Below are 20,340 nucleotides of genomic sequence, written 5' to 3'. Positions count from 1 at the left end.
CCGCCAGCTATCTCAGGTTCATTGTTCCGCCTTCCCAAAGTTGGGAACCTGCTGGTCCGACGCATTTCCAGCCCGCCATTCCCGCATGACATCCGCGATCGGCCGGGGCAGATTGCCCGTGCTGTTCATCGCAATGTGATACTGCCGCCGCGCGTCCTCGGCGCTCTCGGTGATGGCGGCCATGATTTCGGCGGTCAGCTCTTGATTGTCGAACCGCGCGCAGGTTCCGGGCGCCAGATAAAGGTCCAGCAGCCGTCCGGTCGCGTCGACTTCCGGAATGACCAAGCCGCTCGGGGACGGTCGCCGCGCAACGATCTCGTCGGACCGTTCGCGCATCTCGGCGATGCGGTGCCGCAACTCCCGCGCCATGCCGAGTGCGGCGCGTACGTTCGGGTGGATATCTCGCATGGATCCTCACTCATCCGCTGGCAGAACGTCCGCGTGGACTGCGGACCGACGATCCTACTTGCGCGACAGCCGACGCGGTCTTATCCGTCGTGGTAGGTCTTGGCGACGCTGCGCGAGATGCGCTCGCGCACTGTCGATGCCTGAGGTCGGTGCGATTGCCGACCGCCTTCCGTCAGTCCGACCACCGACTCACCGTTGCGACGTCGACCAGGGCCTGCACGGCCATTGCCGTGCTGAGTAGCCTGCGATCATCGGCGAATATCTCGGTGGCCGGACTCCGCTGGCCTGGAACCAGCAGCCCGAGCGAGGCGGGCCAGCCACCGTCTGGCAATTGCGCCGCCAGCAGCGCCCGGCGGAGCAGATCGACGTACCCGGACACACCCAGACGCACGGCGGTGATCAGGCGGTGAGCGATGTCGAAGGGTGACTCCCGCGCAGCGGGCGAACTTTCGTCCGCCGCGCCGACGGCTTCGCTCAAGCGCACTCGCTCCGCTGCGGCGATCGCAGGCGGTATGCCGCCGGTAGACGCCAGAAACGTCAAGTTGTGGGCTGCCACGTAGGCCTCCGAACGCCACCAGAACGGGTGCCATCTGCCGTGATCCCGGTAGCTGCTCACGGTATGCGCCCGGATGGTCTCGGTTGTGCGCTCGTCGCCGAGCGCGAGAAGGGCGAGCCCGGCCATCGGGGCGACTTCGTCGTGTTCGTCTGCCCAGGAACCGAAGACCGCGGGCGACGGGAAGGTGCGAACTCCGCCGGTCGAAGTTACGTAGTCGGTAAAGAGATTTGGCGCCACGGATGGTTCGCGATCACGTGTGGCGATCAGCCGCACCACCCATGACGTGGAGTCGGCGTCGCACGCAACTTTCCGGTTGTATCCCCATCCGATGGGTCGTTGCGAGTTCCGCAACGCGGCGACGGCGCGGCCGACAGCGCCGGTACGACTGGAATCGGGCGGGAGGAGCACCTCGGCTGAATCCAGCGCGATACCCACACATCCGGTGATCCAAGATTCGGACCTGCCGGGCGGCAATTCGTAGTCGCGCCAATGACCGTCGGGGTCTTGATGTCTCACCAAGAACTCGCATGCCGCGGCGACCGCTTTGGTGAGATCAGTGTCCACGATTCCCTGCTTTCCATCTCAGACCTCGACCGACAGGCTGGATCCCGCAAAGATACTCGCCACAGGCGAGGTCGACCGTGGCTGCAACAAGCACCAGACCGCCACCGGGCGGCGACGATGGGCGCCTCTGGACATCCGCACGACTCGATACGCCGCCCCCGTGCTGATAGGAGCCGTCAGCCGCGCCCGAGCGCCGCAGCGCCACATCCGCCCACTACTCCCAACAATGGGAATGTGAGGGAAATGAGGGCGCAGGCTGGAATGAGAGAGTTTGCCGATATGGGTAGAAGTCTCGATCCGCCACCACCGGGCCCCTTCGACTCCGGACGATACTGACAATCCCGATGACTGGACCTGCCGGAGAATTTCTGGCCGACTTGGCCGAACGATTGTCGCTGGGCGATGACCCAGCGCCCATGCGCACCCTGTTGGAACGCGCCTGTGGAGGACAGCTGGATGCGCTCGGGCCGGATGGTCACCGCGCCAGCATGCTGACGATCTCCGGCATTCCGTTCGAAGCCAGTGTGAGCGGAGGGCGGGGGAAGGTCACTCCGGCCGTTAGGTATATCACCGAGACCGCGACGCAGCAGACACGGTTCGGCCTTCGCCTCGCCGCTCAGCTCGCCACGATTCGGGAGCTCGTCGCATGGTTGCCGAACGGCGATGAGGCCGTCGCCGACATGCTGCAGTCGTTCGTCACGACGCTTTATCCAGATCCCTCGGAAGTCTCTACGCGCCACCGCTCGGCGACGTGGATAGGGGTTGTCCATCATGCCGCAGCGCCACAGTACGCGGCGCGTCTCAAGGTATACGGCGGCCTGAAGATAGTGCCGGGTGCATTGCAGAGGCTGTGCAGTGCGTGGCCCGGTTTCGCCGGATTGGCAACGGTACCCGACCACGAGAAACTCATTACACCTGTTGCCGCCGCGATCGAGGTAGACGCGCACGGCAACGTGAACCACAAGATCTACCTGAAGGCGCGCTACGACGATGTCGCCGTGCCGATGAAACTGTCCCGCTACTTCGGGCATCCCGCGTGGGAACTGCTGTCGGAGTTCGTTCGGTGTGGCATCGACGCAGCCCAGCTCCACCGACACGACTGGTTCGTCTGCTGCTCACGAGGTGCGGGCGGCACCGGTTTCGGGCTTTCCCTTGGCTCTAGGCAACGCACCGACCTCGACGGGCTCGTGCGCGAACTCGCATCCGAACACTACGGCACCCCATATGCGGTCGACGCACTTGCCGGGGCCGCCGAAGCGTGTGGGGCGGCGTGGCGCTACTCGGCGGTCGGACTGGGCTTCTCCGCAGACCATGGCATCGACAAACTCAACGTCTACGGCACACCGACGTGGGGCACCGCATCGTAGGTCGGTGACTTGATGCGATCCGGCCCGCTTCCTGTTCCCGAACGCAGACGAGTCCACCCGCCCGGCAATCGGTGAAACGATCGCGGAGCGGATGGACTCGCTGGAACCTACTGCGAACGGAGCACCCTGGTCAGATACTCCGCCGCAGGTCGAAAGCCCGGAAAGGCTTACACGTCGAAGTACAGCTCGAACTCGTACGGGTGCGGCCGCAGGTTCACCGGCGCGATCTCGCCCTCGCGCTTGAGGGTGATCCAGGTCTCGATGAGGTCCTCGGTGAAGACGTTGCCTTCGGTGAGGTAGTCGTGGTCCTGCTCGAGGCGGTCGATGACCGACGCCAGGCTGGTGGGGGCCTGCGGGATGTTCTTGGCCTCCTCCGGCGGGAGCTCGTAGAGGTCCTTGTCGACGGGGGCCAGCGGCTCGATCTTCTTCTTGATGCCGTCCAGGCCGGCCATCAGCATGGCGGCGAAGGCCAGGTACGGGTTGCCCGAAGAGTCCGGTGCGCGGAACTCGATGCGCTTGGCCTTCGGATTGTTGCCGGTGACCGGGATGCGGACCGCGGCGGAGCGGTTGCGCTGCGAGTACACCAGGTTGATGGGGGCCTCGTAGCCCGGCACCAGACGGTGGTAGGAGTTCACGGTCGGGTTGGTGAACGCCAGCAGCGAGGGCGCGTGGTGCAGGATGCCGCCGATGTAGTGGCGGGCGATATCGGACAGGCCACCGTAGCCGGCCTCGTCGTGGAACAGCGGCTTGCCGTCCTTCCACAGCGACTGGTGGGCGTGCATGCCCGAGCCGTTGTCACCGAAGAGGGGCTTCGGCATGAAGGTGACGGTCTTGCCCTCGGCCCACGCGGTGTTCTTCACGATGTACTTGAACAGCTGCAGGTCGTCGGCCGCACCGAGCAGGGTGTTGAACCGGTAGTTGATCTCGGCCTGACCGGCGGTGCCGACCTCGTGGTGGCCGCGCTCGAGCTCGAAGCCCGCGTTCTGCAGGTTGGTCGCGATCTTGTCACGCAGGTCGACGTAGTGGTCGTAGGGCGCGACGGGGAAGTAACCGCCCTTGTTGCGCACCTTGTAGCCACGGTTGAGAGTGCCGTCCGGGTTGAACTCGGCACCGGTGTTCCAGGAGCCCGAGACCGATTCGATCTCGTAGAAGGCGCCGTTCATGGCCGAGTCGTAGCGGATCGAGTCGAAGATGTAGAACTCCGCCTCGGCGCCGAAGTACGCGGTGTCGGCGATACCGGTGGAGCGCAGGTACTCCTCCGCCTTGCGCGCGATGTTGCGCGGGTCGCGGCTGTAGGCCTCCCGGGTGAACGGGTCGTGCACGAAGAAGTTCAGGTTCAGCGTCTTGGCGGCGCGGAACGGGTCCACGCGCGCGGTGGAGAAGTCGGGCAGCAGCAGCATGTCCGACTCGTCGATGGACTGGAACCCACGAACGGAGGAGCCGTCGAACGCTAGCCCTTCCTCGGCGAGGTCGGTGGTGAAAGCCTTCCCGGGGATCGAGAAGTGCTGCTGCACACCGGGCAGGTCGCTGAACCGGATGTCGACGTACTCGATGTCCTCATCAGCGATGAATTTGATGACCTCGTCGGCCGTGCTGAACGTCACTTGTTCTCCTTACGGATCGGTTCCCAGCCAGTGTCGCTTGCATGGGTTCGTCGCGACCAGACGCTATGGATGCCGTGTTTCCCTGCAGTCAAGGCTGTGTTTCGCCGGTGTTACACGTGCGTCTGGCAGCGTGGTGCTGACCACCCGGACTCGAAATGCATGGTAGTCCTGCCCCCGCCGCGGCGCGCGCCGACGCTGAACTCCGCTTATGCGGTACCGGACGCCCGTCCGGGCGCGCCTATTCTTGGGTGCATGGCACGCATCACCGGCTCCTGGCTCTCCGGACCCCCGGCAGACTCCGGCGGCCCGGCAACTCCCGAGTTCCCCGGTGAGCACCTCGGCCTCCCGAAGACGGGAGCGGGCTCGCTGGCAGGCATGGGTCGCCGGATCGCCGCCCTCTTCGTGGACTGGATGATCGCGCTCGGCATCGCGGCGCTCATCGCGCGCAGCACCTCGGCGTCGAGCCTGACGCTGCTGATCTGGTTCGTCATCGGAGTCGGCGCGGTGACCCTGTTCGGCTTCACCCCGGGGCAGTACTTCCTGCGGCTGCGCACGGTCCGCATCGACGAGCCGGTGCCGGTCGGCTTCGTCCGCGCGCTGGCCAGACAGGTGCTGCTGCTGTTCGTGGTGCCCGCGCTGTTCACCGACGCCGACGGTCGCGGAATGCACGATCGTGCGACCGGCACCGCACTGGTGCATTCGCGCTGAGCCGCCCCGGCATCGAGCCCGCCGGCCGCCGGGTCACCCCACTAGGCTGCGCCGGTGTCGTTGAATCCGGTGATGCTCGTCGTCCGTTTTCTGCTCGAGCTCGTTGCTGTCGCTTCCTTCGGCGTCTTCGGCTGGCGCGCGTTCGAAGGGCCGTGGAAGTTTCTGCTGGTGGTGGCGCTGCCGGTAATCGCGGCAGTCGTATGGGGCGCTTTCTCGGTGCCCGGCGACCCGAGCCGCAACGGGCAGCCCAGGGTCGCCGTGTCCGGCTCGGCGCGCCTGGTGATCGAACTCTCGGTGCTCGGCGGCGGGGCGCTCGCGCTGCAGTCGGCCGGCCTGCCGCACTGGGGTTTGGCGCTCGCGGTGCTGGTGATCGTCTATCACGTGCTCGCCTACGACCGGGTCGTCTGGCTGCTCGCCCGCAAGTGACGCGGCATCCGGACACGCGCGCCGTCGAGCGTCGCGCCGGTAGCTAGAGCACGTGCGAGGAGCCGGTCAGCGGCGGCGGATGGTCCGCTGCACGCCGCGCATCTTCGCGCCCGCGGGCATCGGCCCCTTCGGCAGGGCGGGCCCGCCGCGCGCGCTGAGCGCTGCCAGCCTGCCTTCGATGAGATCGATCCGCTTGGTGTCGATGTTGCGCGGCAGCTTGGTGAGGTAGCGCTGCAAATCCTTGAGCGGAACCTGGCCTTCGTCGTTGCCGATGACGACGTCGTAGATCGGGGTGTCGCCGATCAACCGGGCCGTGCGCTTCTTCTCCTGGGCGAGCAGCGACTTGACCCGCTGGGGGGAGCCTTCGGCGACCAGGACCACGCCGGGCAGGCCGATCACCCGGTGCACCGCGTCCAACTGCGTGGTCGCGGCGATGCCGTTGCTCACCCGCCACTTGCCCTGGAGGTTGTCCAGCACCCAGGCCGCGGCGCCCGCCTGGCCCTCGGCCTTGCGGTAGACGCTCTTCTGCACCCGCCGCCCGAAGATGATGAACGCCACCAGCGCGCCGAGCACCACGCCCAGCGGGACGAGGAACAGGGTCAGCCCGAAGATCAAGCCGATCACGACGAAGACGGCGGTGATGCCGACCAACGCGCCGATCATCAGCGGCAGCAGCAGCTTGTCTTCCTTGCGCTGCATCTGGAACGCCTGCCACAGCTGTTTGCGGCGTTCTCTCGACTGCTGCTTGCGGGCCGCTTTCGCCGCGGCCTTCGCTTCCTTGGTGGGCTTGCCTGCTGCCATGTCTCTCAGAATAGTGCCCAGGTAGTCGCGGCTATGCCGTGGGACAGCGGCCGACGGCGGCGCTACCCGCGGCGGGCGATCGGGCCGAGCACGGTGAGATCCAGGTCACCCGACGCCTCGGTCCAGCCCATCGCGCGCAACTCGACCGGCGCGGCCACACCGAGGGCGTCGCGCAGGCCGACGGCGACCGAGCGCGCGAACTCGACCAGACTGTTCGGCGCGATGGGCCAGAAGAGGGTCCTGGTCCAGTTGTCCGCATCGCGCCGCACCGCGGGCTCATGCCAGCCCAGTGTGCGCAACTCCTGCGCGGCGGGCTCCGGGATCGGGTTGCTCAGGTAATGGTTCCCCGCCAGTTCAGCGGACAATTTGATGTCGTATTGGACAAATTGGACATAGCGATTTCCGGGTGCGGCGATGATGAGAGTCGCCCGGGATGGCAGCTCTGAAAGACAATGCGCCAGCGCTTGCACGAACTGTTCCCAGTCCGCGGTAGCCGGCTCGCTCATTCTTCCCCCGGGTATCGGCACTGGCCTGATCATACGCCGACCGGCCCGGGACACCAGACGAAATTCGTTGCGCCGCCGCCCGGTTCACCCGAGTCATAGCCGTTTGCCATATCCCGCGTCTCATCTGTGCAGAACCGCTCCGACCTGCGGCTTCTCGTCCCCGTAATGCTCTTCCTGAGCAGTCTCGACTTGCCTTCGTCGCCGAAGCGATCCCGAAGATGCATTTCCTCGGATGCACGGCGTCGCGACGTGCGTCGAATTCCGCTGTGATTCCGGCCAGTTCCTCTCGACAGATACCGAGATGCCAAAGCCCGAGGGTTGAGTGGGCGCGCTGTAGGGTCCGGGTTCGCGCTTCGAATCGCAGGATGGTTTCGTCTCGCTCTCGGAAGGAGTTCGTGTTCTCGGAGTTCCGCCGGGGACGGGCGGCGTCGTTGCAGGCCCGGTTTCCGGAGGGCGCCTCGGTGCCGATGCCGGCGCGCGGGCGCACCGCGGCGTTCGATCTGCCGGTGCGACCGGCCTGGGCGGATATCTGGTGACCGGCTGGACGCGCCGGAATGGGGTGCACCGCACCCGAGGTGAATGGGGTGCACCGCACCCGAGGTGAATGGGGTGCACCGCACCCGAGGTGAATGGGGTGCACCGCACCCGAGGTGAATGGGGTGCACCGCACCCGAGGTGAATGGGGTGCACCGCACCCGAGGGGTCTGAGCTGGGCCGAAGGTACGCAGCTTTCAGACGAGCGCATTGCGCTGTTCAGCTCGCGGCCATCGGGCGGTGTTAGCTTCCACGACGTGTGTGCGCGGTTGGTGGTGAGCGTCCATGACGTCGCACCGGCGAGTGCGGCGGAGACGGCGCGCTGGTGCGCCGACGCCGATCGATTCGGGATTCCCGTCTCGTTGTTGGTGATTCCCGGTCCGTGGCGAGGGAAGCGGTTGTCCGGCGATCCGGATTACGCCGCGTTCCTGCGGGAGCGCCGACGGGCCGGTGACGACATCCTCCTGCACGGGTGGTCGCACCGGGCGGGGCCCGAAGGCGGATGGCCGCGCCGCGCGGTAGGGCACGCGGTGGCGCGCGGTGCGGCCGAATTCGCCGCCTTGAACGTCGACGAGGCGGCGGCCAAATTGCACGCCGGCACCGAGGTGATGTCCGAAGCAGGATTGCCCACCACGGGCTTCACTCCCCCGGGCTGGCTGGTCTCACCCGGCGCGGAGCAGGCGCTGCGCAGGGCGGGGTTCACCTACACCACCTCGCACTTCGCAGCCAAGGATCTCCGCACCGGACGCCGGTATCGGGGATTCGCGCTCTCGCACCGTCCCGGCGGCGGGTGGTCCGAACGGTTCGGCGCGACGATGGTCGAAACTCTGGCCCGACGCATCGCCGAACGCGGCGGGTTGGTCCGGCTGGCGCTGCATCCCGACGACCTGAGCAGACCGGGTCTGCGCGACACCACCCTGCGCGCCATCGACGCGGTGCTGCGGACCGGCGCACAGGCGACCACCTACGGCGAACTGGTCGGATCGGCGGTCGGCTGATGCGGATCGTGCAGATCGCCAACTTCTACACTCCCGCCTCCGGCGGTTTGCGCACCTGTGTCGACGAGATCGGGCGCGGCTATTCGGCGGCGGGTCACGATCGGGTGCTCGTCGTGCCCGGTCCGCACGACGACGACGAGCACACCGCCTCCGGACACCGGATCACCGTGCGCAGCCCGAAGTTCGGCGACGCCGGCTATCACGTGCTCACCGCCCGCCGCACCCGGCCCGTGCTCGATCGGCTGGCCCCGGACGTGCTCGAGTGCAGCGACAAACTCAGTGTCCGCTGGCTCGCACCTTGGGCGCGCGACGCGGGCGTCCCGCTGGTGCTGTTCTCGCACGAACGCATCGACGCCATCCTGCGCTCGCGGGTGCCGCGCGGCTTCCCGCTCACCGCGGCGGCCGACCTGGCCAACCGGCGGCTCTCGGTGCGCGCCGAAAAGGTCGTCGTAACCTCCAATTTCGCCACGGCGGAGTTCGACCGGGTCGGCGCGCGCAACGTGCGCCGGGTCCCGCTCGGCGTCGACCTCACGACCTTCCGACCATCCACCGAGAGCCTGCGGGAAGCAGGGCGCTCCGACGATCCGGTGCGGCTCGTGCTGGTGAGCAGGTTGTCACGGGAGAAGCGAGCCGAACGCGCCATCCAGGCGGTGCGCGTCCTGGTCGACTCCGGTCTGCGCTGTGCGCTGTCGGTTATCGGTGACGGCCCGCTGCGTTCTCGGCTGGAACAGATGGCGGCTGGGCTTCCGGTCGTGTTCCACGGCCATCTCACCGACCGGACCGCGCTGGCCACCCTGATCGCCGACGCCGACATCGCGGTGTTCCCCTCCCCCGCCGAGACTTTCGGCCTCGCCGTCCTGGAAGCGCTCGCGTGCGGGACTCCGGTCGTCGTTCCCGCCGCGGGCGCCGCCCGTGAACTCGTCGGCGACCCCGGCTCCGGCATCGTGTGCGACGGGACTCCGCGCGGCCTCGCCGACGGGGTCGGCGCACTGCTCTCTCTCCCCGCGGTCCAGCGCCGGCACGCGGCCCGCGCGGCGGCGGAACGTTTTCCGTGGTCGGCGACGGTCGAGCGCATGCTCGAGCTCTACGCCGACTACGAGATCCCGGCCCGCTCCGCCTGACGCGCACTCCGGCGTGAAGACGACGGAGACAGTCCGACCCGACCACTGCGAGTCAGCAACGCGCTTCCGCGACCAGACGCACCGGCAGCCCCGATACCGCAGCGTCTATGAGGGATACCGGCACATGGCAGATCGCGGTCAGTAGTAACACCACGCGAAGTTCGCACCGCGTGCCGCGCGCCAGGTGCGGCCGAAATTGTTCGGGTTCCGCCCGGGACCGCGCCTACGCGATCTTCGCCCGCACCGCGGCTCCTGCGGCGTTCGCGGAGATCTCCCGTTCGTCGTGCAGCGTCGGCGAGTTCGCCAGCAGCGCGACGCCCACGATCACCGCGGTGGCCGCGCAAGCCAGCAGTGGCGGGCTCGGGTGGATCGTCGCGGTGAAAAGGGTCAGCCCGGCCAGGTAGCTGAGTACCGGGTCGGTGATCGTCATCGCGGTCAGCGCCGTGGGCAGCGAGCCGCGGGCGTATGCCTCCTGGGTCAGGATGCCGCCGAGCACCGTCGACACCGGGATGCCCAGCAGCGCCCAGCTCGGCTCCGGCAGGGTTTTCGTCGCCACCACCACCAGGACCGCGGTGGTGGCGAAACAGCAGCCCGCCGCCACGGCCACCAGCGCGGACCGCAGTTGCGTGGAGCGGGCCAGCCGGGACGCACCGAACAGCACGACGATCACGGCCGCCACACCGGTGCCCGCGACGGGCAACAGCTCGCTCCGCACCGCCGAATGCGGGGGAATCCCCTGAGCGACGAGCAGTATCAGCCCGGCGCACACCGCTGTCGTTCCGGCCCAGTCCTGCGCGAGCAGCGCGCGCCTTCGCCGCCGCGCGGCGAACGGCAGCGCGAACAACAGTTGCACGACCAGCAACGCCTGCACCACCGCGATGGCTCCGAAACGCAGCGCGAACGCGTGCACGACGAACCCGGCCACGTTCGCCGCCTGCCCGGCCAGCCAGCGAGGGTCGGTGATCAAACGGCGCGCGATCGCGGCGATCACCAGGAACCGTCCCTGCCCGGATTCGACGGCGGCCTGCCGCGCCGCGCCCTGTTGCAGAGCCGCGGATACCGCGAACAGGAACGCGCCCAGCAACGCCAAGGTGATCGTCGCCACCGCGTCGGCGGACCCGAAATCACGCTCCGGCATAGCGCCGATGCTGGTCTGCCCGGATGAACACCGGATGGCGTGCGTCCGGCGACTGGACGACTACCCCGGTTCCGGGGGCTGGACGGCCGTCCGGGCAGACTCGATAGTCCTATGGTGACCGAACGAGCCGTCTTGTCGCGTGCCCTGTGCGGCCTGCTGTTGCTGCTGGCCGCGATCACCCCGGTGACCGCGACCGCCGAACCGCTGCCGGTGCCCTACCAGTGGAAGCAGGTGTACATCGACGGCAAGGACGGCACCCGGCTGCACGCGGACATCCTGCGCCCGGCCGGTGTCTCCGACGACACCCGGACGCCCGTCATCCTCACCGTCAGCCCGTATCGCGCGCACCTGGCCTACCTGAGCGAGCCGCGCCTCACCGGCGGCCCGTCCACCGACAATCTCACCGCCGAACTGTTCCTGAACGCGGGATACACCTACGTCGTCGTAGACCTGCGCGGATTCGGCGGCTCCAACGGCTGCCCGGACTTCGGCGGCCCCGGGGAGCGCGCGGATGTCACCGCGGCCGTGGAGTGGGCCGCGAGCCAGCCGTGGTCCACCGGCAAGGTGGGGCTGTTCGGCACCTCGTACGAAGCCTGGACCGGCCTGATGGGTCTGGCCACCGCACCGAAGGGCCTCGCCGCGGTGGGCGCGTTCGAACCGGTCGTCGACCCGTACTCCTACCTGTACATGCAGGGCGTCTCGTGGAAGTTCTCCGGCAAACCGATCACCGAGAGCGGTGTACGCCCCGCCGACTTCGCGGGGCTGGAGCATCTGCTCATCGCCTCGACCCCGCCGCGTCCGGAGGACTCCGGCGAATACCGGGCGAACGCGACGCAGCTGCCGTGGCCGTGCTATCAGCAGTACCTGACCGAGATCGGCGACCACGACGCGGACACCGCCTTCTGGCGCGACCGCGACCTGGTGGCGCGACTGCGCGGCAACACGATTCCGCTGTTCCTCGGTCAGGGCTTCGTGGACTACAACACCCGGGCCTACCGGGTGTTCGACCTGTGGAACGGCCTCGGCCCGGGCGACCACCGGGCCTGGTTCGGCCAGTGGGGACACCGCACCTGCCACGACAAGTGCGGGACACCGCACTTCGACACCGAGCTGCTCGCCTTCTTCGACAAGCACGTCGCGGGCCGGGACGTGCGGATCCCCGGTCCGCGGATCACCGTCGGCCAGTTCGACGGCCGCTGGCGCGCGGAGACCGCGTGGCCACCCGCCGACGCCCAGCGGATCTCGGTCGAGCTGCGGCCCGGCGGCTATACCGACCGCGGCCTGGTCCCCGGGCCGGACCGCGAGATCTGGTCGGTCTCAACGCCGCTTGCCCAGGACCAGCACCTGTCCGGCATACCGACGGCCACCCTCCGGCTGAGCGGCCCCACCAGCGCGACGGTCGCCGTCGAGCTCTACGACATCGCACCCGACCTGCGCGCGACCGTCATCACCCGGGGCATCGCCCCCGTCCGCGACACCGCCGAGGTCCGTTTGCTCGCGCAGGACTGGCCGATTCCCGCCGGACACCGAATCGGTGTTCGGGTCACCGACGTGGTCGACGACGTGTGGTCGCACGCACCGGCCTTCGCTCCCGTGACGGTGACCTCGGCGAGCGTCGAGCTGCCGCTGCTGACCGCGACGCGTCGACCCGAGTTGCCGGGCGGGCTCACCGAAGGCATCGTGAAGTGGCGAAACGAGAAGACGATCGCTCTCGATCCGAGTGTGTTGAACAATGCAACGGTGCCCATGAATCTGCCCGACCGCACCGGTGACCGATGACGGACCCGGTCGACGACCCGACCGCCGAGCGCCTCGCCGCCGCGCTGCGGTGTGCGACCGTGTCCACCGACGACCCGCGGGACGCCGACAGCGACGCGTTCGACCGCCTCGACGCGCACCTGCGGGCGTCCTTCCCGCGCGTGCACGCCGAGCTCGAACTGCAGCGGTTCGCGCACAGCAGGCTCTACCGCTGGCCGGGCGCCGAACCGGACCGAGTGGCCGCGATCCTGCTCGCGCACCAGGACGTGGTGCCCGTCGACGACCCATCGCGCTGGACCCATCCGCCGTTCGCGGGGGTGGTGGACGACGAATTCATCTGGGGCCGTGGCGCGATCGATGACAAGAGCCGCGTGCTGGCCATCCTGGAGGCGGTCGAGTCGGCGCTCGCCGCGGGCCTGCGGCCCCGGCACACCGTGTATCTGGCCTTCGGGCACGACGAGGAGGTCTTCGGCGGCGAGGGCGCCGAGCGGATGGCCGGACATCTGCGGCAGGCGGGCGTGCGCGCGGATCTGCTGCTGGATGAGGGCGGGGTGATCACCGCGGGGGTCGTCGAGGGCGTGCGTCAGCCGGTGGCAACGATCATGCTCGGCGAGAAGGGCTACGCCACGGTCCGGCTGTCGGTCACCGAGGTGGGCGGCCATTCGTCCATGCCGGGCAAGCAGACGGCGGTCGGCCGGATCGCGCGGGCGGTGGGCCGCATCCAGGACCATCCGATGCCGCTGCGCCTGACGCCGGTGGTCGCGGACATGCTGGCCAGGTTGCGCGAGGTCATGCCGGGACCGCGGCGACGTCTGCTCGGTCTCGCGCGCATCGCGGGACCGGCGATCACCCGGGTGATGGCGACCCAGCCGCAGACCGAGGCGATGGTGCGCACCACCACGGCTCCGACGATGATCCGCGGCGGCGTGCGGGCGAACGTGCTGCCCCAGCGGGCGGAGGCGATGGTGAACTTCCGCATCCTGCCGGGCGACTCGGTCGCCTCGGTGCTGGCGCACTGCCGGAAGGTGGTGCGCGACAACGGGATCGAGTTCGAACTGGTCGGCATGTCGTCGGAACCGTCGACGATAGCCGGGCCCGGCCCCGCCTTCGAGCTGATCGCCGATCTCGCCCGCGCCGTCGTCCCCGGAATCGCCGTGACCACCGGCATCGTTCCCGGCGCGACCGATTCCAGGCACTACGACGACCTGGCGGCCACCCGCTGCAATTTCGCGCCGATCGTGCTGGAGGAGCGCGACCTGGCCTCGATCCACGGAACCGACGAACGCCTCTCCCGGGTCAACTACGCTCGACTCATCGAGTTCAACCGGCGGCTGATCGAGCATTTCGCGAGGGTCGGCGCGCCATCGACGGCAGGAGCCGAGGCATGACGACCGAGCCGACGGCGGGCGACGCCACGCCCGCCGAGCCGCCCACGATCCGCACCGAGACCGGCGAGTTCGACGGCATCGGCAGCGGAGTCGCCTGGCGCGCGTGGCTGCCCGACGGCGCAGCGCGGGGCGTGATCGTGCTGGTCCACGGCGTGGCCGAGCATTCGGGCCGCTATACCCATGTCGGGCAGCGCCTGGTCGCCGCCGGTTTCGCGGTCTACGCGCTCGACCACATCGGGCACGGGAAGTCCGCGGGCGGCAAGGCCAACATCGGCTCCATGGACGGCGCCGCCGACAATGTCGCCGCCATGCTGGCCATCGCGAGCCGAGAGCAGCCGGGCGTGCCGCGCTTCGTGGTCGCGCACTCGATGGGCAGCCTGATCACCTTGTATCTGGCCACCCGCGCGCCGATCGATGTCGCGGGCGTCGTGCTGTCCGCGCCGCCGCTGGACATCCCGGTGGGCAATCCGGTGCAGCGCATGCTCGCGCCGGTGTTGAGCAGGTTCACTCCGAATCTCGGTGTGCTGAAGCTGGATTCGTCGCAGATCAGTCGCGACCCCGCGGTGGTCGCGGCCTACGACAACGATCCGCTGGTCTACCGGGGCATGCTGCCCGCCCGCACCGGCGCCGAGATGCTGAACGCGACGAACACGGTCAAGCAGCGGCTGGCGCGGCTCACCGTGCCGCTGCTGGTGCTGCACGGCACCGCCGACTCGATCGCCGCGCCGTCCAGCTCCGACCTCATCGAACGGGGCGCCGGGTCGAAGGACCTCACCGTGATCCGCTACGAGGGCCTCTACCACGAGGTGTTCAACGAGCCCGAACAGCAGAAGGTGCTCGACGATGTCGTCGGTTGGCTGGAAGCGCACCTTACCGAACCGTAGTATCCCGGCATGAGCAATACCGGATCCATCGCGTTCATCCGTGCCAGCTGGCACAGCTCGATCGTCGGCAAGGCGTACGAGGGTTTCCGCACCGAATACGCCGACCTCGGCTTCGATCCCGCCACGATCGACGTCTACGAGGTGCCGGGCGCCTTCGAGATCCCGCTGCACGCCAAGCGGCTCGCGCACTCCGGCCGGTACGCGGCGATCGTCGCGTCCGCGCTGGTGGTGGACGGCGGCATCTACCGGCACGACTTCGTGGCGTCGGCGGTGATCGACGGGCTGATGCGGGTGCAGCTGGACACCGATGTGCCGGTGTTCTCGGTCGTGCTCACCCCGCACCACTTCCATGAGCACAGCGAGCACGTCACGTACTTCACAGAGCACTTCGTGACCAAGGGCGCCGAGGCGGCTCGCGCGCTGGCGAGCACGCTCAGCTCGTTGCGATCGCTGCCGGTCTAAGGCCTGCTACCGGAACTTGGCCAGGCAGGCGCTCTCGCCGTCCAGGACGCCGGTGCGGAACGCCTCCAAGCGCTGATAACCGCTCGCCACGACCTTGCCGTTCACATCCGCGGCCGCCAGCCCGTCCGCGAGCAGGCCGGACACCGCTTCGTCCAGGTCACCCGCGGACAGGTGCGGATCGCTGCCCGGCTCGCTCAGCTTCGTGGTCACCGCGCCGCTGAGGCAGGCGGTACGCAGGCCCGCCGTCTCGGCGCCGGTCAGCGACAGCTTGCGGTCCTGCTGCACGGCGAGCACGTACCGCGACACGAAGACGACGAACGCGTTGTAGTCGCCGTCCACGACCGCCGAGAGCGGGTCCTCCCCCGCCATCGGTCCGCCACGGCGGGCCAGGGCAGGAACATCGGTGCCGATCCGGTTCGCGCTCGGGCAGTACGACACCGGCCGGGTGACCGTGACCTCCGAACAGTTGCGCCCCACCCCGGAGTAGTCGAACTGCGGCGGCCGCGCGATCGGGAATATCTCGGCCAGCGCCTTGCTCAGGCTGGTCAGCGCGGCCGCGTCCACCGGCAGCTGCGCCTGCTCCTCACCGGGTTCGAAGGTGGTGGGCAGGTTGCCGCGGCGCTGGGCGATCTCCTTCCTGGTGATCTGCTTGCAGCCGTCCGCGCCGTCGGTGTAACCGATCTGCACCGCGGTCACCCGCTCGAAGGCCGACCCGTGCACGTTGTCCGGATCGTTCGGATCCTGGTCACGGACGGCCACCGTGGCGCCGAGCACGGCGTTGAGGCCGTCGGTGGTGTTGAGCGTGAAGTGCGCCGAATCCCCCTCCGCCACATGGCGCAGGAAGACACCGGCGAGGCAGTCGGCCTGCTGTTCCTGCACCAGCGGCGGAGTCAGGAAACCGGCCAGCTTCGCCTGCCCCTGAATGGCGTGGCCGTACTCGTGGGCCAGCACCATCACCACCGCCATCTCGCCGTACTTCTGCACCAATTGCGGCAGCAGCACACCGCGATCCCAGCCGATGGTGTGGTCGCCACCGCAGTAGGCGGCGTTCACCACCTGGTAGGTGTCGGACTTGCAGAACTTGACCGATTGCGTCTCGGGCGCCTTCGCATCCCAGGAGATGTACCTGGTCACCGGCTTGAAGGTGCCGGGAAAGTGCTCGGGGTACCGGGCGGTCCAGAAGTCCTGGACGTCGGCGACGGCATTCAGGGCGAGCTTGTCGATCGCGCCGCCGTCACCGTTGTCCGCCGTGAGCGGCGCGTCCGGCACGCCCTTGCGCGGACCGTTCGGCCCGGCAGCCGTCATCGATCCGGCCAGCTCCCAGGTGTCGGCGGGCGGCGAGACCTGCTGCGCCGCACGCCCGTTCGTGCCTTGCGCGCATCCCGCCAGCACCATCGCTACCACCGCGAGCACGGCCACCACACCGAATCGCTTGTTCTTCGCCATCGAGCCGCCTCCCCGAGTACCGCGTCTCGGGCCCGCCGAGCGCTCATATCGTAATCGCGGCGAATCGGTCGCGCGCATCAATCGCCACGCGGTTGTCGCGAAATAGCGCATGTGCGTGCGGAAACGAGGCCGCGGCCCCGCTGCGGCCAACGCCGCAGTAGGAAAAACCTTGCGGCTGATAGCCATACAGACCCGCCGCAGCCGATGCCTCGAAGTGAACGTCGGGCCGGACCGGCTCTTCCGCTCCTTCCGCTGCCGCTGACCGTCCCCGGCTGCTGAAGCCGCCCGCGAGGCGACCGTGTCCACGTATGAGGGTGCGTCGGCGACGTCCAGCGGTGCGATCTACCGGCCCTTCGTCATGCTAAATTCGTCGCCAATTGCGAGGAGTAGGGGGCGGATTTGCTACAAGCCGATGTGGACCAGATCCGTGCGATGGCAGACAAACTGCTCGCCGCGTGCAACGAAATCGACAGCATCGATGTACGAACCTCGGCGGCGGGGCTGCAGGCGGCTGCGCCCGGGTCGGATATCCCGCGAGCGATCGAACTGGCCGCCGAGTTCGTCGAGGGCGCGTACCTGCGTGTCGCCGAGCGGCTGCGCGAGGTGGCGAACAAGTCCAAGGACGCGGCAGGCAATCTGCAAACCAGCGATCAGCAGTTCGCCCAGATGATGCATGCCATGGACGTGCACCATGCTTAGCCCCGGCGACGTCGAGCGCTGGGATCTCGGGGCGCTGAACACATGGACGGGCAAACTCGCCGAATCCCGATCCACGCTGACGGAGCAGCTCGACAGCGCCCGTAAGCACTTCGACGAGGTCAGGCACGACTGGCAGGGCGTCGCCTACGACGCCGCTTACAACCGGGTCGGCCAAGACCACGACCAGGGTAAGAAGCTCGGGTACGAGATCGACGAGCTGATCGACATCCTCACGCGAGGAGTCGGTGCGGTATCCGGGTTCCGGGACACGCTGCTGGCGAAGCTGAACGACGCGCGCGCCGCACAGCTCACGGTGGACGACACCTGGAAGGTGCTCGACAAAGAAGGCGTCGATTCCGAGGTGATCCGCACCCATCAGGACGCGATCAACGGTGCGTTTTCCCCGTTCCGCGACGCCGTCGAGGACTTGGCGAAGCAGATCGGCGATCAAGCGCTCGAGATCAGATCGGGCGGCGACCTTCTCGGCTCCAGCCTCGACGTCGCCGACGCCGACAACCAGGCCGCCCGGTTCGGCAAGCAGGACGGCAAGGCGCTCGCGGACGCGGCACGCAACGGCGACACCGCGGCCATCGATGAGATCGCCTCCGACATGCCCGAGCACGTGCTGAGTCCGGACGAACTGCGCCGCCTGGCCGCGGGCGAGGAGATCAGCACCGTCCCGGCCAGTGTGCAGGACTATTACAAGGCGCTGTACCAGGAAGCGGGCAAAGACGGCATCCTCGCGCTGAACCAGCGATTGCTCGAGCGGGAACAGGCTGGTGATCCCGTCGCGGCGATGAAGCGCGACAACCTGGCCAACTCGCTCATGGTCGTGTCGAACGAGAAGATCGGATCCGGTACCAGGCGAGGCTCCTACGCCGACCTTCCGCCGGGAGTCCGTGAACTGGTGTCCGGCCGCTACGAAGAACGCGACGACACGGTCATCGACGGACAACGCCCCGTCAAGGAGCAGATGCTTCAGCAGGCCGCATTCGCCGAACTGCTGACCCAAGCCAACCCCGGCTACGAGCCCGGCCGAACCCTCGGCATCGAACTGGGCAGACAGAGCGCCAGCCTCGCCGAATACGTCGAAGCCGGCGAGAAGGATTGGCACGGCTACCCGCCCGGCTTCGACAAGGGCGACCTGGACAAGGTGGAGGCAGCGAGCCGGCAGTTCTTGGAAACGAGCACCCGCAACAACGAATCCAGTTACGCCCTGCTGACCGGCAAAGATCCGAACACTGGGCAGGACATCCCCGGCGATCTGTCCTTCGGCGCCACGGACAACCTGTACAACCCGCAGAACTTCGACCCACAGAAATTCACCTCGACCGTCTTCTCCCACGAGTGGGACGACGACGGCAAAACCGCTGCGGGACTGTACGAATGGATCGCGGACGGCACCGACAAGCCGGGGCAGGAAGGACTGCTGGCCAAGCGTGCGCTGGCGGAGCTGCCGGACGTCTTCGCACCGGAAGAGAAGGACGATTCCGGACGACCGAAGCTGAAGGCGGGCGAGGACGGCACGGTATTCGAGGACAATGCGAAGGCGTTCGTCACCAATCCGAAGCTGGCGGACGGGCTTTCGCATGTTCTGGCTACGAACATAGAAACCTATCTGAACCCCAATGCGGATAGGACCGAGATCCACGACGATCCGCTGACTCCAGGCGACCAGGCCAATGTCATCTTCGACAGGACAGACGCCGACCGTTTGCTGTTCCTGGGCAGCCAGTCCGAGACCGGCAGGTTCAATCTGGAATTCGCCCGGCAGGCCTACGAGGCCGAGATGCTGGACCGGGCGATCACTGAAGGTGGCGGCGACCCGCAAAAGTGGCTGAGCATCCACGCACCCGAACTCGCGACGCTGGACGCGCGGACCACCAATGCGTCCTTGAACGCGCTCACCTACCAGCTGGAAAAGACCGCCGACGACGATTTCAGCGCCAAGCAGGACACGTACGAGATGCGCCAGAAGGTCGGCGACATCGTCAAATCCCTGACCTTGGACAACCTTGAACTTCCCGGCCGGACACCGGTAAGCGTGATCGGCAACCAAGTACTCGAAGTCGCCAAGGAAGAGGGCTACAACGCCGCCATGGAGAAGTTCAACCCCGAACCAGAGAAGGAATATCCCACATATCCCGACCGGTCTCAGGCAACCGCCGAAGCGAACCAGCAGATTATCCAGCAATTGTTCACCACATTGCACGCCAGCGGACAGCTGCCACCGGAATTCGTCGGCCCGGACGGCAAACCGCTCGACGTCGCCCCCTTCATGGCCCCCTCGCTGCAGCCGACGCTCAACCGGTTCCTCGACGACCGCAACCTGCTGGACTTCACTCGCTCTTACGTGAACGCGCATTCCTTCGAAATTCTCTCCGGCATGGCGCGAAAACCTGGGGACATGACGTACTACATGACAGGACAGCCCCCTGTGGAACCGGCGAAGAAATGAGGAAACCGTCACGGGTAGCGATAATCTGCGTCCTGCTCTGTGCGGCATTGAGCGGTTGCACACGGGATAAATCCGCTCCTGTCGACACCACATCGGCCGCCTACATGTTCGATAATATATTCAATCCCTGCCGCCAAATGCCGCAACCATTCCTAGATAAGCACCAGTTCGGCAGCAACCCAGAGAGCACTGATAACCGCATCGAGGACTACGTCTCTCTGGGATGCTTCTACCAGAGCCCGAAGTATCACCTCGCCGTGGGAGTAAGCAACGCACCGCTCAGCGAGGTCGGCCGCACGGCCCCCCACACATTCCAAACGATCCGTATCGCGGGGCGTTCCGCGAAAATCCAATCCCTACCGCTGGAGCAACGATTCTGTGTGCTGAGGGTCGAAATGACAGGCGGAATTCTGTCGCTCTACCTGTCTCACGATGTCGCGCTCGATCCGTGCACAACTCTGACAGAACTGGCAGAGGAACTCGTACCACTACTCCCACCGGGAGTCTGAACAGG

Annotated in this window: 20 protein-coding genes; 13 read left to right on the top strand and 7 right to left on the bottom strand. The window is 67.5% G+C overall.

What is annotated here, in order from left to right; genetic code table 11:
* Nucleotides 1-18 precede the first annotated feature (18 nt).
* Together IU450_RS30385 and IU450_RS30380 are read right to left on the bottom strand one after the other, a co-directional pair.
* Complete coding sequence (locus tag IU450_RS30385; protein WP_195153161.1) at nt 19-369, bottom strand: hypothetical protein; 351 nt, start codon at nt 367-369, stop codon at nt 19-21.
* Between the two features lie 211 nt (nt 370-580).
* Nucleotides 581-1,528 carry a prenyltransferase/squalene oxidase repeat-containing protein gene (locus IU450_RS30380; protein ID WP_195153160.1) on the bottom strand — a complete coding sequence of 316 codons (948 nt, stop codon included), beginning with the start codon at nt 1,526-1,528 and terminating at the stop codon, nt 581-583.
* A 416-nt stretch (nt 1,529-1,944) separates the two neighbouring features.
* Here IU450_RS30380 and IU450_RS30375 point away from each other — a divergent pair, with 416 nt between their 5' ends.
* Complete coding sequence (locus IU450_RS30375; protein ID WP_195153159.1) at nt 1,945-2,895, top strand: hypothetical protein; 951 nt, start codon at nt 1,945-1,947, stop codon at nt 2,893-2,895.
* A 167-nt stretch (nt 2,896-3,062) separates the two neighbouring features.
* Here IU450_RS30375 and glnA read toward each other — a convergent pair whose 3' ends face one another.
* Complete coding sequence (gene glnA / locus IU450_RS30370) at nt 3,063-4,499, bottom strand: type I glutamate--ammonia ligase (protein ID WP_195153158.1); 1,437 nt, start codon at nt 4,497-4,499, stop codon at nt 3,063-3,065.
* A 252-nt stretch (nt 4,500-4,751) separates the two neighbouring features.
* On the opposite strand from glnA, the gene IU450_RS30365 reads away from it, so the two are divergent.
* Nucleotides 4,752-5,207 carry an RDD family protein gene (locus tag IU450_RS30365; protein ID WP_195153157.1) on the top strand — a complete coding sequence of 152 codons (456 nt, stop codon included), beginning with the start codon at nt 4,752-4,754 and terminating at the stop codon, nt 5,205-5,207.
* A gap of 54 nt (nt 5,208-5,261) precedes the next feature.
* Nucleotides 5,262-5,633, top strand: a complete 372-nt coding sequence (locus IU450_RS30360) for a YrdB family protein (protein ID WP_324197883.1) — start codon at nt 5,262-5,264, stop codon at nt 5,631-5,633.
* Nucleotides 5,634-5,699: 66 nt separating this feature from the next.
* Here IU450_RS30360 and IU450_RS30355 read toward each other — a convergent pair whose 3' ends face one another.
* Both IU450_RS30355 and IU450_RS30350 read right to left on the bottom strand, forming a co-directional pair.
* Nucleotides 5,700-6,434: a DUF4191 domain-containing protein gene (locus IU450_RS30355; protein WP_043689086.1), complete on the bottom strand. Its 735-nt coding sequence runs from the start codon at nt 6,432-6,434 to the stop codon at nt 5,700-5,702.
* Between the two features lie 62 nt (nt 6,435-6,496).
* A complete protein-coding gene (locus IU450_RS30350; protein WP_195153156.1) occupies nt 6,497-6,940 on the bottom strand; it encodes a TY-Chap domain-containing protein in 444 nt (147 codons plus the stop codon).
* A gap of 395 nt (nt 6,941-7,335) precedes the next feature.
* Between IU450_RS30350 and IU450_RS30345 the strand changes: the two genes are divergently transcribed.
* From IU450_RS30345 to IU450_RS30335, 3 genes are all read left to right on the top strand, one after another.
* Nucleotides 7,336-7,476, top strand: a complete 141-nt coding sequence (locus IU450_RS30345) for a hypothetical protein (RefSeq protein WP_195153155.1) — start codon at nt 7,336-7,338, stop codon at nt 7,474-7,476.
* Between the two features lie 255 nt (nt 7,477-7,731).
* Nucleotides 7,732-8,472 (top strand): polysaccharide deacetylase family protein, encoded by a 741-nt coding sequence (locus tag IU450_RS30340; protein WP_324197882.1) that lies wholly within the window; start codon nt 7,732-7,734, stop codon nt 8,470-8,472.
* On the top strand, nt 8,472-9,593 hold the full coding sequence (locus IU450_RS30335) for a glycosyltransferase (RefSeq protein ID WP_195153153.1): 1,122 nt from the start codon (nt 8,472-8,474) through the stop codon (nt 9,591-9,593). Before IU450_RS30340 ends, IU450_RS30335 begins: the two co-directional genes overlap by 1 nt.
* 223 nt (nt 9,594-9,816) lie before the next feature.
* On the opposite strand, the gene IU450_RS30330 is transcribed toward IU450_RS30335, so the two are convergent.
* Nucleotides 9,817-10,731, bottom strand: coding sequence for a DMT family transporter (locus IU450_RS30330; protein ID WP_195153152.1), 915 nt, complete (start codon nt 10,729-10,731; stop codon nt 9,817-9,819).
* Nucleotides 10,732-10,842: 111 nt separating this feature from the next.
* Between IU450_RS30330 and IU450_RS30325 the strand changes: the two genes are divergently transcribed.
* Genes IU450_RS30325 through IU450_RS30310 form a run of 4 tightly spaced genes read left to right on the top strand, consistent with a single transcriptional unit; the run spans nt 10,843 to nt 15,223 of the window.
* Nucleotides 10,843-12,510, top strand: coding sequence for a CocE/NonD family hydrolase (locus IU450_RS30325; RefSeq protein ID WP_195153151.1), 1,668 nt, complete (start codon nt 10,843-10,845; stop codon nt 12,508-12,510).
* Entirely contained in the window at nt 12,507-13,877 is a 1,371-nt protein-coding gene (locus IU450_RS30320) for a M20 family peptidase (protein WP_195153150.1), read from the top strand. Before IU450_RS30325 ends, IU450_RS30320 begins: the two co-directional genes overlap by 4 nt.
* Entirely contained in the window at nt 13,874-14,761 is an 888-nt protein-coding gene (locus tag IU450_RS30315; RefSeq protein WP_195153149.1) for an alpha/beta hydrolase, read from the top strand. The genes IU450_RS30320 and IU450_RS30315 overlap by 4 nt, the downstream gene beginning before the upstream one ends.
* Nucleotides 14,762-14,770: 9 nt before the next feature.
* On the top strand, nt 14,771-15,223 hold the full coding sequence (locus tag IU450_RS30310; RefSeq protein ID WP_043722355.1) for a 6,7-dimethyl-8-ribityllumazine synthase: 453 nt from the start codon (nt 14,771-14,773) through the stop codon (nt 15,221-15,223).
* Nucleotides 15,224-15,229: 6 nt separating this feature from the next.
* On the opposite strand, the gene IU450_RS30305 is transcribed toward IU450_RS30310, so the two are convergent.
* A complete protein-coding gene (locus IU450_RS30305; protein WP_195153148.1) occupies nt 15,230-16,669 on the bottom strand; it encodes a metallopeptidase in 1,440 nt (479 codons plus the stop codon).
* A gap of 432 nt (nt 16,670-17,101) precedes the next feature.
* Here IU450_RS30305 and IU450_RS30300 point away from each other — a divergent pair, with 432 nt between their 5' ends.
* The 3 genes from IU450_RS30300 to IU450_RS41420 are packed head-to-tail and all read left to right on the top strand — an operon-like array spanning nt 17,102 to nt 20,335.
* The gene (locus IU450_RS30300) at nt 17,102-17,368 is read left to right on the top strand and encodes a hypothetical protein (protein WP_195153147.1); all 267 of its coding nucleotides are present in this window, start codon (nt 17,102-17,104) and stop codon (nt 17,366-17,368) included.
* Complete coding sequence (locus IU450_RS30295) at nt 17,361-19,826, top strand: hypothetical protein (protein WP_195153146.1); 2,466 nt, start codon at nt 17,361-17,363, stop codon at nt 19,824-19,826. Before IU450_RS30300 ends, IU450_RS30295 begins: the two co-directional genes overlap by 8 nt.
* Nucleotides 19,823-20,335 carry a DUF3558 family protein gene (locus IU450_RS41420; protein WP_195153145.1) on the top strand — a complete coding sequence of 171 codons (513 nt, stop codon included), beginning with the start codon at nt 19,823-19,825 and terminating at the stop codon, nt 20,333-20,335. Before IU450_RS30295 ends, IU450_RS41420 begins: the two co-directional genes overlap by 4 nt.
* The last annotated feature ends 5 nt before the right edge of the window (nt 20,336-20,340 follow it).

It is taken from the genome of Nocardia abscessus, assembly GCF_015477775.1.
Classification (GTDB): Bacteria; Actinomycetota; Actinomycetes; order Mycobacteriales; family Mycobacteriaceae; genus Nocardia; species Nocardia abscessus_A.
This window is presented reverse-complemented; position numbering and strand designations above follow the sequence as displayed.